This window comes from Blastococcus saxobsidens (assembly GCF_002938435.1).
Classification (GTDB): domain Bacteria; phylum Actinomycetota; class Actinomycetes; order Mycobacteriales; family Geodermatophilaceae; genus Blastococcus; species Blastococcus saxobsidens.
In genome coordinates this window covers 1-11,539 of sequence record NZ_POQT01000021.1, presented here as the reverse complement: position 1 = coordinate 11,539, position 11,539 = coordinate 1, and the positions used below count along the sequence as shown (strand labels likewise).

Below are 11,539 nucleotides of genomic sequence, written 5' to 3'. Positions count from 1 at the left end.
ACGACGCGCACCGGACGGTGCTGCGACGCCACGCTACCCCTGAATTGGTCGACCGACCAAAAGTCTCAGCGGCGTGATCCTCGCCGTCGCGGCCGGTGTCCGCAGGGGCACCTGCCGGCAGCCGCGGTGGCCGCAGTGGCATCTCCCGGGAGGGTGCGCACTCGGGCAGCGTCCGCATGGCACACCCGCCGTCGTCCGAGGAGGACCAATGACCACCACCCCGTATTGGGTCGCGGGCGCGCCGAGGTCCGGCGCCGAGGTCCTGGAGGTCACCTCGCCGCACGACGGCGCGGTGGCCGGCCGGACCTCGCTGGCGACGCCGGAGGACGTCGAGGCGGCGGTCGCCGCGGCGCACCAGGCGCGCGCGGCCTGCGCGGCCACCCCGGCGCACGTCCGGGCGGCCGCCCTCGACCACGTCTCCCGGCGGCTGTCGGAGCGCACCGAGGAGATCGCCCGGCTCATCACGGCCGAGTCCGGCAAGCCGGTCAAGTGGGCCCGGCTGGAGGTCGCCCGGGCGGTGTCCACGTTCCGCTGGGGGGCTGAGGAGGCGCGCCGCTGGTCCGGCACGCTGCAGCGGCTGGACACCGACCCGGCCGCCACCGGCCGCATGGCGCTGGTCCGCCGCGCGCCGCGCGGGCCGGTGCTCGGGATCGCGCCGTTCAACTTCCCGCTCAACCTGGTCGCCCACAAGGTCGCCCCGGCGATCGCCGTCGGCGCGCCGATCGTCCTCAAGCCGGCCCCCGCGACCCCCCTCACCGCGCTGCTCCTCGGCGAGATCCTGGCCGAGACCGGCCTCCCCGCGGGTGCCTGGTCGGTGCTGCCGGTGACCAACGAGGTGGCCGCGGAGCTGGTCCGCGACGAGCGGTTGCCGGTGGTGTCCTTCACCGGCTCGGTGCCGGTGGGCTGGTCGATCCGCGAGTCCGTCCCGCGCAAGCACGTCACCCTCGAGCTCGGTGGCAACGCCGCGGTCGTGGTCGCACCCGACCAGGACGAGCAGGCGCTCACCTACGCGGCCTCGCGGATCGCCACCTTCGCGATGTACCAGGCGGGCCAGTCCTGCATCTCGGTCCAGCGGGTCTACGCCCACCGCGACGTCGCGGCCACGCTGGCCGACCGCGTCGTCGAGGCGGTCCAGAAGCTGGCCACCGGCGAGCCCACGGACGACGCGACCGACGTCGGCCCGCTGATCGACGAGGCGGCCGCGCGCCGCGTGGAGAGCTGGGTCGACGAGGCGGTCGCCGCCGGCGCCACGCTGCTCACCGGCGGCATCCGGAGCGGCGCAGCGTACGCGCCCACCGTGCTCACCGACGTCCCGCCGACGGCGAAGGTGACGCGCGAGGAGGTGTTCGGACCGGTCGTCGTCCTCGACGTCGTCGACTCGCTCGACGAGGCCTTCGGCCGGGTCAACGACAGCCGCTTCGGGCTGCAGGCCGGCGTCTTCACCCGGGACCTCCAGGTCGCATTCCGCGCGGCCCGCGACCTCGAGGTCGGCGGCGTCGTCATCGGGGACGTCCCGAGCTTCCGGGCCGACCAGATGCCCTACGGCGGCGTGAAGGACTCGGGCACCGGCCGCGAGGGCGTGCACGCCGCGATGGAGGACCTCACCGAGGAGCGCGTCCTCGTGCTCACCGGCATCGACCTCTGAGGCACCCACGGACCCTCGGCCGCCTCTGATGATCTCGGGGTGGCCGGGATGCAGCGAGGCCCCGGTCCGATCGGACCGGGGCCTCGTCACATCGGCCCAGCAGCCGCTGCCGGTCAGGCGGGACGTGCCTTATCCGGGTCTCCGCCGCTGGAGCGTGCCGCCACGGGGGAGGGACCGGCAGACTGCAGGCCGACGGACGTGAACCACCACCCAGCGAGGAAAACGGAGAGGAACACCATGGAGTACGCAGTCCTTGACCCGCGCACGGGGCAGACCGTCTCGACCTTCCCTGTCGCGACGGACGACGAGATCGCCCAGGCCGTGGCGGCGACCGCGAGCGCGCACCGTAGCTGGGGGCGGACGTCGCCGGCCGAGCGGGCAGCGGTCGTGCGGCGCGTGGGTGAGCTCCACCTGGAGCGGGCCGACGAGCTGGCCCGGATCATCGAGCGGGAGATGGGCAAGCCGCTCGAGGAGGGTGTGGGAGAGGTGGAGTACGCCGCCTCGATCTACCAGTACTACGCCGACAACGCCGAGCAGTTCCTGGCCGACGAGCAGATCGAGGTCACCTCGGGCCCGGGTACCGCGCTGATCCGGCGGGCCTCCGTCGGCACGGTCCTCGGCATCATGCCGTGGAACTTCCCCTACTACCAGGTCGCCCGCTTCGCCGCACCCAACCTGATCACCGGGAACACCGTGCTGCTCAAGCACGCGCCGCAGTGCCCGGAGTCGGCGGCCGCCATCCAGCAGATCTTCCTCGAGGCCGGGGCGCCCGAGGGTGTGTACGTCAACATCTACGCCAGCAACGAGCAGGTCGAGACCATCATCGCCGCACCCAGCGTGCGCGGTGTCTCGCTGACCGGCTCGGAGCGGGCGGGCGAGGCCGTGGCGGCCATCGCCGGGCGCCACCTGAAGAAGGTGGTGCTCGAGCTCGGTGGGTCCGACCCGTTCATCGTGCTGAGCACCGACGACATGGCGGCGACGGCGGAGGCGGCCGTCGCGGCGCGGATGGAGAACACCGGCCAGGCCTGCAACGCGGCGAAGCGGATCATCGTCCTCGACGCGCTGTACGACGAGTTCGTCGCGGCGTTCCAGGAGTTGCTGCTGGCGGCGGGTCCGGCGGCCCCGCTGTCCTCGCCCCGCGCCGCGACGAACCTCGCGGAGCAGGTGGACCGCGCGGTCGCGCAGGGGGCCCAGCTGGCGAGCACGGGCGAGCGCAACGGGGCGTGGTTCCCATCGGGCGTGCTCACCGACGTTCGCCCCGACAACGACGTCTACCGGGAGGAGCTCTTCGGTCCGGTGGCGCAGGTCTACCGGGTCCGCGACGAGGAGGAGGCGGTCGAGCTGGCCAACGACACCCCGTACGGACTCGGGTCCTACGTCTTCACGACGGACCCGGAGCAGGCGTTGCGCGTCGCCGACGCCCTGGACACCGGCATGGTGTTCATCAACGGGGTCGGCGCCGAGGGCCCCGAGCTGCCCTTCGGGGGGACGAAGCGCTCGGGCTTCGGCCGCGAGCTGGGCCGGCTGGGGATGGACGAGTTCGTCAACAAGAAGCTCATCCGCACCGTGGGCTGACGGCGCGGGAACTCGCCGGGAACGTCGAGGCCCCGGTCCAGCAGGACCGGGGCCTCGACGCGATCGGCAGGGCGGCCCTACGGCGCCGGCGGGGGCGAGGTCGCCTCGCGCTCGACCTCGGCGAGGATCTCCGACCCGGTCACCACCTTGTCGGCGAAGTGCCGGTGCATCCACTCGAGGTGGTCGTGCCGGCTGCGCATGATGCGCAGCGTGTCCCAGTTCGGGAAGACCTGCTGGAGCACGTGCTCCTGCATCAGGCGCGGGTCCACCTCGTAAACGTGCTCGAAGGTCGTCTGCGCCACCTCGCTGGCCCGCTGCGCCTCCGGCGGGGTGTGCTGCTCGGCGAAGCGGTAGGGCGCCGTCGCCGCCGGGCCGGTGGGCTGGTCATCGGTTCTCATCGGTCGTGTCCCTCCCGTAGGCCCGGTCCAGCAGGTACTTGCCCGGGTTCATGATGTTGTTCGGGTCCAGCGCCCGCTTGACGTCGAGCATCACGTCGAAGCCGCGGCCGAGCTCGTCGGGCACCAGGTCGACCTCGCCCTCCCGGCAGGAGCCGTGGCAGGCGCTCATCGAGCCGCCGTGGGCGAGCGCCACCGCGCCGATGTCCCGCTTGGCCTTCACCCACGCGGCCCAGGCAGCGTCGTCCAGGCGCTGCTCCCAGATGCCGACGTCGATCTCGGTGAGGTAGTCGACCCCCGTGCTGGCCGAGGTGTACGCGAACATCCCCCAGTCGTCGAAGACGTCGGTCCTCCGCCGCAGGTCGGCCAGGATCTCGTGCCAGGCCTTGCTGACCGCGGGGACGTTCGAGTAGTTCACCGCCGCGTCCTCGCAGTGCCAGGACATGGGGATGACCTGGCCGTCCTTGGTGCGGCCGTGCAGCGGGGTGGCGTACCGGTCGTGCCGGGCCGCCCAGTCGCCCTCGGAGATCTCGTCGCCGAGGTAGCGGGCGCCGTGCTCCTTGGCGATCCGGAACAGCCGCTTCCCACCGGCCCGCACCTCGTCCTCGTAGCCGTACATCACCGAGCAGACCAGCGCCCGGACGTCGGCCGGCTGGGGGATGTAGGCCTCGTCGTCGCGGCGCAGGTAGGCGACCTTGTGCTCGTCGAAGAGGACGGCACCGGCGAAGGTGGCCACCCCCGCGCGGGCCAGGGCGCCGGTGCACGCGTGGGCGTCCTCGTAGTTGTCGAACGCCCAGAACGGTGAGAGCTCGGCCTCGGGCTTGGGGAACAGCTTCAGCGTCGCCTTCGTCGCGATGCCGAGGGTGCCCTGGTGCCCCATGAAGAGGTGCTTGAGCTGGTATCCACTGGAGGACTTGCTGATCTTCCGGCCGATGCCGTCGCCGACGTGCAGGACCTCGCCGGTGGGCAGCACGTGGTCGAAGCTCAGCACCAGGTCCCGGGTGTGCCCGTAGCGGGAGCCGATGAGCGACCAGCCGCTCGTGCCGATCCGGCCCCCGACCAGCGAGCAGGGGTAGGAGGCCGGGTCGTCCGGGTAGAACAGCCCGTGCTGGGCCAGCCGCTCGTTGAGCTTGAGCATGTTGATGCCGGTGCCGACGGTGACCGTCCGGTTCACCAGGTCCAGCTCGTGGATCTGGTTCATCTTCTTGACGTCGACGACGATGCCGCGGCGCATCGGCACGGCGCCGTCGGTGAGCCCCGTGCCGCCGTCGCGGGGCACGACCGGGATGCGCAGGTCGTTGGCCACCTTCACCACCGCCGCCACCTGCTCGGTCGTGCTGGGCATGACCACCACGTCGGGGACCCGCTCGGACCAGCGGTGCACCGGGAACGGCGCAGGCACGCGGGCGCGGTTGTAGCGGTCGGTCTTGGCCAGCAGGATCTGGTCGTCGGCGAGGATCGGGCGCAGCGCGGCGACCAGGGTGCTCAGCGCCGCGTCGTCCAGGGGTTCACGGGTGAACGGCGCGGTGCCGATCGGTGCCGCGGCCGTCGGTTCGGTCATCGTCATGGTCAGTGCCCTCCGCATCCGCAGCCGCCGGAACCGGAGCCGCACCCGCCGCCTCCGCCGCACCCACCGCCACCGCCACCGCAGCCGCCGCGACCGGTGCCCGAGGTCCGGCGTGCCCGGCCGGGCACGCCGGTGCGCTCCTGGGCCAGCCGCCGGTCGCCGACGTCGCCGCGGGAGCCGCCCACGGTGATGCCGAGGGACTGCGCGAACAGCTCGTGCAGGTCGACGACGTCGATGTCCTGGGCGTCGCCGGCCTCCGACAGCGGCCGCTCCGACCACGGGCAGGCGCTGACGAGCGTGTCGACGTCGAGCTCGGCGGCCCGCTCCAGGCGCATCGCGCTGATCTTCTGGGTGAGCTCGGGCTTCTCGATGGGGAGGCCGCCGCCCCCGCCGGAGCAGTAGGACCACTGGGTGACCCGGTCGACGTCCTCGAACCGGAGACCGGGGATGGCCCGCAGCAGCTCCCGCGGCTCCTTCCAGATGCCCTTGCGCTTGTTGAGCCGGCAGGGGTCGTGGTAGGTGATCGCGCGCTCCACCGGCACGGACGGGGTCAGCCTGCCCGTGCGCAGGAGGTCGGCCAGCACCTCGATCACGAGGACTACCTCGATGTCGAACTCCTCGCCGAAGTACTTCGGGTAGTCCTCGGTGAAGCTGATGTAGTCGTGCGGGTCGAGCACGAGGAGGCGCTTGGTACCGGTGGCCCGCCAGTTGTCCAGGTTGTGGCGGGCGAAGCGCTTGGCCTGCTCCTCGTAGCCCATCTCGGCCGCCGGCCCGCCGCAGCACCACTGCTCGCCCATCAGGCCGAACTCGTACCCGGCCATCTGCAGCATCTGGGCCACCGCGCGGGGCACGGACGTCCGGTAGAAGGCGGCCTCGCAGTCGACGAAGAGGACGGTCTCGCCGCCGATCGGGATGTCGAGCCCGTCGGCCCAGTCGCGGACCTTCTCCTGGCTGACCGGCGTCTCGCCCAGGACGGGCTCGTGGGTGCGCAGGTCGGTGCGCTCGTTCCAGCTCTGCCAGTTCGGCTGGTGCACGCCGCTCTCGACGGCGAGGGAACGCACCGCCTTGACGACGTCGACGGTGCGGGTGCGGAAGCGGTAGAAGTCGCCGGTGAACAGCGTGTTGGGGCACCGCAGCTCGCAGGCGCCGCACTGCGTGCAGTTCACGTAGTCGGCGGCGATGTCGGCGATGTCGAGCTCGCCGCGCTCCATCGCGATGACGTTGGCGTGGAACGCGGTGGGGGTCCAGGACTCGTTGCGCTCGACCTGGGTCACCGGGCACACCTCGCGGCAGAACTTGTGACCCGAGGAGAAGCAGTTGTAGGAGGTGTTCCGCCACTGCTCGACGAACGCCGCCGTCTTCGGGTCCTCCCGTGGCGGGGGGACGGGACCGGCGAGCGTCTCCGGGTAGTCGGCGAGCTCGGGCGCGTTGGACGGGGCGCCGGGCGTGAACGGCTCGGAGAGGGCGTCGACCGGAGGGGTCGGCCCGGTCGCCCGTTCGGGCTGGACCTGTGTCACTGCGTGCTCCTCGTCACAGGATGGGTGGGGCGTGCGTCACGCTAACCGGCTAAACCTATGGAATCAACGGTTAAGTCCGCCGAGCAGCGAGGTAAATTCGCGGCCACCGGTCACAGGAGGAGAGCGTGCAACTGCTCAGCGGTGATGCGCGGCGCGCTGTCTTCGCACCGCTGGACGACGGCGCGCTGCGCAGCGAGGCCGTCGTCCGCCGGGTCGGCAGCGCCGTCGCCCTCGGCCTGCTGGGGGACGGCGAGCAGCTGCCCAGCGAGACCGACCTCGCGACCATGCTCAACGTCTCGACGGTGACCCTGCGCGAAGCGCTGGCCGAGCTGCGCAAGCTCGGGCTGGTCGAGACCCGCCGCGGTCGTGGCGGGGGCAGCTTCGTCCGCTCGCGGGACGACGTGCTGGCCGAGCTCGCCGACGCCCGCCTGGCCGAGCTGGGGACCACGGACCTGCGCGAGCTCGGCGACGTGCACGGCGCGGTGGCGGCCGCCGCGGCCCGGCTCGCGGCCTCCCGGGCGTCGCGCACGGAGATCGCCCGTCTGCGCGACATCGTGGACCGGCTCGCCTCGGCCGGATCGGTGACCGGCCAGCGGCGGACCGACGGCCGGTACTACATCGAGCTGGCCGCCTGCGCGCAGTCCGTGCGGCTGACCATGCAGGAGATGGACCTGCACCTGGAGCTCAGCCAGCTGCCGTGGCCGCCGGAGGTGGCCCCCAGCCTGCTCGACGTCATCGTCGCCGGGCACCGGGCCGTGATCGACGCGATCGAGGACCGGGACGCCGCCCGGGCCCGGGCCCTCACCGAGTCGCACATCGAGACGCGCACGCTGTGGGCCATCGAGCTGCGGCTGCAGCGCCTCGGGGATGCATCGGGCGGCGCCGAGCGGCAGGTGTCGTGAACGACCGGCGGACGGCTGACGCCGCTCGGATCGGCGCAGCGGTGTCCCGGGTGGTCGAGCGCGTCTTCGAGACCGTCGCGCGCGTGCACGACGCGGCACTGGGTTCGGTCGCCCGGGACGGGCTCGAGTCCGGGCGGGCCGTCCTGCCGGGCGGCACCCGCGAGCTGCTGCGCGATCCCGGGCAGCTGGCCGTGGGCCTCGGGCTCGTGGTGGCGCCCCGTCCGCGCGAGGGTCTGCCCCTGCGGCTGGAGTGGTGGCAGGTGGATCCCGACGGTGGGTCGCTGCGCACCCTGGAGCCGGATCTGCGCCCGAGCAGCCTGGGTTACTACGACTACACGGCCACCGAGTGGTTCGACGTCCCGAGGCGGACCGGGCGGCGGCACGTCGTCGGGCCCTACGTCGACGTCCACGGCACCGGCCGATACCTGCTGACGCTGACCACGCCCGTCGTCGCCGAGGGGGAGTTCGTCGGCGTGACGGGCGCCGACGTGCCCGTGCGCCGGTTCGAGACGCACCTCCTCCAGGCGCTCGGGAGCCGGCCGGCGGCCTTCGTCCTGGTCAATGACGAGGGGCGGGTCGTGCTCTCGACCGTTCCCCACCACCTCGTCGGCAGCCTGCTGCCGGACGGGGCGGGGGAGCTCGTCGACGGTGCGCCCGTCGACGGCGTGCCCTGGCGGGTCTTCCTGGCCCGCGACGGTCGCCCGCTCCAGGGCTGACGGCCTCCCCGGGACTCGCGGTCCCGGGGATCCGGCGAGACCGGCCGGGACATCTTGTCCTCTGAACTCTGCATCTATAGGTTTCCCCGCGAACATGTGGCCTGGGGCACACCGGCGACCGTCGGATGGCCCGCGCCACCGAGCGGAGGAGATTCGGTGACACGATCCGGAGCGCACCCCGAACCGACGGCCGACGACGCCCAGCTGGCCGCACTCGGCTACACCGGCGAGTTCGACCGGAGCATGAGCCTGTGGGCCAACATGGCCCTCGGGTTCACGTACCTGTCGCCGCTCGTGGGGGTCTACTCGCTGTTCGCCTACAGCCTCTCCATCGGCGGCCCGCCGGCGATCTGGTGGATCGTGATCGTCGGCATCGGCCAGCTGATGGTGTCGCTGGTCTTCGGCGAGGTCGTCTCCCAGTACCCGCTGGCCGGCGGCATCTACCCGTGGACCCGGCGGCTCTGGAACCGGCGGTACGCCTGGATCGTCTCCTGGATCTACATCTGGGCGGTCATCGTCACCATCACCGCCGTCGCCGAGTTCGGTGGTGGCTTCGTCGCCGCCCTGTTCGGTCTGGAGGCGACCCCGGGCGTGGTCCTCGGGACCGCGGTGGCGCTGCTCGTCGTCGCCTTCGCCGTCAACTACAGCGGCACCCGGACGCTCGCGCGGATCGCCCAGATCGGTCTCGCCGCCGAGCTCGTCGGTGTCATCGCGCTGGGGCTCTTCCTGCTCCTGTTCCGGCGTGAGCAGCCGTTCTCCGTCTTCTTCGACTCGCTGGGCGCCGGCGGCGGGGACGGGTACCTGGGCGTGTTCCTGGCCGCGTCGCTGTCCGGGCTGTTCCTCTTCTACGGCTTCGAGGCCTGCGGTGACGTGGCCGAGGAGGTCGCCGACCCGGCGCGGCAGATCCCGCGCGCCATGATCCTCACCATCCTCGTCGGCGGGGTCTCCGGCTTCCTCTCCTACGCCGGTTACGTGCTGGCGGCACCGGACCTGCAGGCCATCGTGGCCGGCGAGGACGTCGACCCGATCCCGTCGATCCTCGAGAGCTCCCTGGGCACGGCCGGCTCCAAGGTCTTCCTGGTGGTCATCGTCGTCGCCTTCCTGTCGTGCGTGCTGTCGCTGCAGGCCGCGGGCAGCCGGCTGCTCTACGCCTTCGCCCGCGACCGCATGCTGCCGGCCAGCGGCTGGCTGGGACGGGTCTCGCCCCAGCACTCCGTCCCGACCAACGCGCTGATGGTCGTGTGCGTGGTCCCGGTGCTGATCGCGCTGTTCGTCTACTTCCAGGAGGGCGTGCTCGCCCGCGTCACCGCCTTCGCGGTCCTGGGCATCTACATCTCGTTCCAGGCCGTGGTGCTGGCCGCGCTGCGGCAGCGGCTCAGGGGCTGGCGCCCCGCGGGCGTGTGGAACCTGGGCAACGCCGGCCTGGTCGTGAACGTGCTCGCCCTGGCCTACGGGGTCTTCGCGATCATCCTGCTGATCAAGCCGGCGCCGGGCACCGAGACGTTCCTCGACCGCTGGATCGTCGCGATCGGGCTGGCGGTCGTCGCGGGCAGCGGGCTGCTCTACCTGTTCATCGCCCGTCCGGACCGGCATTCTGCGGACATCCCCGAGGGCGACGCCCGCGAGGTGGCCCAGCAGTTGGAGCAGATGCGCCGTGGCGCCGGTGCCACGACGCGGGAGGAGATCCGATGAGGTTCAGCTACGCGATGCTGCCCGACTACTCGCTGGAGGAGTCGCTGGCGGCCATCCGGCTGGCAGACGAGCTCGGTTTCCACGCCGTCTACGCGGCCGACGAGACCTGGCACAAGGACCTGTGGCTGCTGTTCGCGGCCGCGGCGGCCGGCACCTCCCGGATCCGCATGGGGCCGAGCGTCTCGCCGGTCACCCTGCGCGAGCCGACGCTCATCGCCCAGGCCGCCGCCACCCTCGACGAGCTCACCGGTGGCCGCGCCGAGGTGGTCCTCTCCAGCGGGAACTTCGGGCTGCTGGCGCAGTACAAGATGGACTGGACGAAGACCAAGCCGCTCTCCCGCGTCATCGAGGCGGTGCACGTCGTGCGCACCTTCCTGGACGAGGGGGCCATCACCCGCGACGGCGAGTTCTTCTCCTACGACGGGCTCTTCACCTTCGCCCGCCCGGTGCAGGAGCGGCTCCCGGTGAAGATGGGGGCGATGCGCGGACCGAAGTCGTTCGAGGCGGCCGCCGAGCACTCCGACGGCTGCCACCACGCCCTCAGCTACACACGCGAGGCCTACGACTACGCGGCCGAGCACCTGCGGATCGGGGCGGAGCGGGCCGGCAAGGACTGGACGACGCTGGACTTCGGCGCCTGGGTGGTCGTCGCCGTGGGCCGCGACTCCGCCGCCGCGAAGGACGCCGCCCGCAGCATGGTCGGCATCTACGCCTCCTCCATGCCGGCCGAGCAGCTGGAGCGCAACGGGGTGGACCCGGCCGAGCTCGAGCCGATCATCGACGCGATCGGCGGCGGGGACCTCGCCCGCGGCATCGAGCTGACCAGCCCGGAGCTCGCCGACAAGCTCTCCTTCGCCGGCACCCCGGAGGAGGTCACGGCCAAGATCAAGGAGATCGAGCCCGCGGGCGTCAACCACATCGTCGCCGCCATCACCGACGCGTCGATCGTCAAGACGTTCACCGGCCGCGAGATCCCGGGGGTCGCGTCGGTGGAGGAGCAGCTGCGGCTGCTGCACGACGAGGTGATGCCCGCCTTCTCCTGAGGCGCGGCGGGCGCACGGGCCGGGCTCCACCACGAACGGTGGGGCCCGGCCCGTCGCCGTCTCAGGCCGGGGGGTCGACCGGGGGGTGCAGGGCGAGCCAGAGCTCCGCCCGCACGCCGGGGGAGTCCAGGTCCCGGCCCAGCAGCTCCTCCGCCCGCCGGATCCGCTTGCGCAGGGTGTGCCGGTGGACGCCCAGGCGTGCCGCCGCCGGCTCCCACTGGCCGTGCGCGGCGAGCCAGATCCGCAGCGACTCGACGAGGTCGCCGGGGCCGGCGCGATCGGCGGCGATGAGCGGGGCCAGGGCAGCCTCGGCGAAGGCCGCCGTCGCCCGCGGGTCGAGCAGCGCCGACAGCCCCCGCCCGGCGAGGTCGGGGAAGGCGGTGGCCGGCTGCCCCGCCGCCCGCGCGTGCTCGGCCGCCTGGCGGGCCTGCCGGACGCCGTCGGCCAGCCGCACCCAGGGCGCCGGCTCCGCGCTGCCGACGACGGC

General features: G+C 72.6%; 10 protein-coding genes. 6 read left to right on the top strand and 4 right to left on the bottom strand.

Going from position 1 to position 11,539, the window contains the following annotated elements; translation table 11 throughout:
- The first annotated feature begins 208 nt into the window (after positions 1-208).
- Both C5507_RS13365 and C5507_RS13360 read left to right on the top strand, forming a co-directional pair.
- Positions 209-1,645 carry an aldehyde dehydrogenase family protein gene (locus C5507_RS13365; protein ID WP_104529020.1) on the top strand — a complete coding sequence of 479 codons (1,437 nt, stop codon included), beginning with the start codon at positions 209-211 and terminating at the stop codon, positions 1,643-1,645.
- A 237-nt stretch (positions 1,646-1,882) separates the two neighbouring features.
- Entirely contained in the window at positions 1,883-3,220 is a 1,338-nt protein-coding gene (locus tag C5507_RS13360) for an NAD-dependent succinate-semialdehyde dehydrogenase (protein ID WP_104529019.1), read from the top strand.
- 77 nt (positions 3,221-3,297) lie between these two features.
- On the opposite strand, the gene C5507_RS13355 is transcribed toward C5507_RS13360, so the two are convergent.
- From C5507_RS13355 to C5507_RS13345, 3 genes are read right to left on the bottom strand one after another with little or no spacing between them, the layout of a single operon-like run.
- Positions 3,298-3,618, bottom strand: a complete 321-nt coding sequence (locus C5507_RS13355) for a hypothetical protein (RefSeq protein ID WP_104529018.1) — start codon at positions 3,616-3,618, stop codon at positions 3,298-3,300.
- Positions 3,605-5,182, bottom strand: a complete 1,578-nt coding sequence (locus C5507_RS13350) for an FAD-binding oxidoreductase (protein ID WP_211295523.1) — start codon at positions 5,180-5,182, stop codon at positions 3,605-3,607. The genes C5507_RS13355 and C5507_RS13350 overlap by 14 nt, the downstream gene beginning before the upstream one ends.
- A gap of 2 nt (positions 5,183-5,184) precedes the next feature.
- Positions 5,185-6,699 (bottom strand): (Fe-S)-binding protein, encoded by a 1,515-nt coding sequence (locus tag C5507_RS13345; protein WP_104529017.1) that lies wholly within the window; start codon positions 6,697-6,699, stop codon positions 5,185-5,187.
- Positions 6,700-6,824: 125 nt separating this feature from the next.
- Between C5507_RS13345 and C5507_RS13340 the strand changes: the two genes are divergently transcribed.
- The 4 genes from C5507_RS13340 (at position 6,825) to C5507_RS13325 (ending at position 11,052) form a co-directional block, all read left to right on the top strand.
- Complete coding sequence (locus C5507_RS13340) at positions 6,825-7,601, top strand: FadR/GntR family transcriptional regulator (protein WP_130504212.1); 777 nt, start codon at positions 6,825-6,827, stop codon at positions 7,599-7,601.
- On the top strand, positions 7,598-8,317 hold the full coding sequence (locus C5507_RS13335) for a PDC sensor domain-containing protein (protein WP_104529015.1): 720 nt from the start codon (positions 7,598-7,600) through the stop codon (positions 8,315-8,317). The genes C5507_RS13340 and C5507_RS13335 overlap by 4 nt, the downstream gene beginning before the upstream one ends.
- A gap of 156 nt (positions 8,318-8,473) precedes the next feature.
- A complete protein-coding gene (locus C5507_RS13330; RefSeq protein WP_207225726.1) occupies positions 8,474-10,009 on the top strand; it encodes an APC family permease in 1,536 nt (511 codons plus the stop codon).
- Positions 10,006-11,052: an LLM class flavin-dependent oxidoreductase gene (locus tag C5507_RS13325; RefSeq protein ID WP_104529014.1), complete on the top strand. Its 1,047-nt coding sequence runs from the start codon at positions 10,006-10,008 to the stop codon at positions 11,050-11,052. Before C5507_RS13330 ends, C5507_RS13325 begins: the two co-directional genes overlap by 4 nt.
- Positions 11,053-11,113: 61 nt before the next feature.
- Here C5507_RS13325 and C5507_RS13320 read toward each other — a convergent pair.
- The coding region (locus C5507_RS13320) for a PucR family transcriptional regulator (RefSeq protein WP_170107061.1) at positions 11,114-11,539 on the bottom strand (426 nt) is incomplete at its 5' end.

Excerpts from the sequence above, each read along its gene's own strand:
- C5507_RS13360 (WP_104529019.1), top strand. The coding sequence starts at position 1,883 with ATGGAGTACGCAGTCCTTGACCCGCGCACGGGGCAGACCGTCTCGACC.
- C5507_RS13350 (WP_211295523.1), bottom strand. The coding sequence starts at position 5,182 with ATGACGATGACCGAACCGACGGCCGCGGCACCGATCGGCACCGCGCCG.
- C5507_RS13355 (WP_104529018.1), bottom strand. The coding sequence starts at position 3,618 with ATGAGAACCGATGACCAGCCCACCGGCCCGGCGGCGACGGCGCCCTAC.
- C5507_RS13365 (WP_104529020.1), top strand. The coding sequence starts at position 209 with ATGACCACCACCCCGTATTGGGTCGCGGGCGCGCCGAGGTCCGGCGCC.
- C5507_RS13325 (WP_104529014.1), top strand. The coding sequence starts at position 10,006 with ATGAGGTTCAGCTACGCGATGCTGCCCGACTACTCGCTGGAGGAGTCG.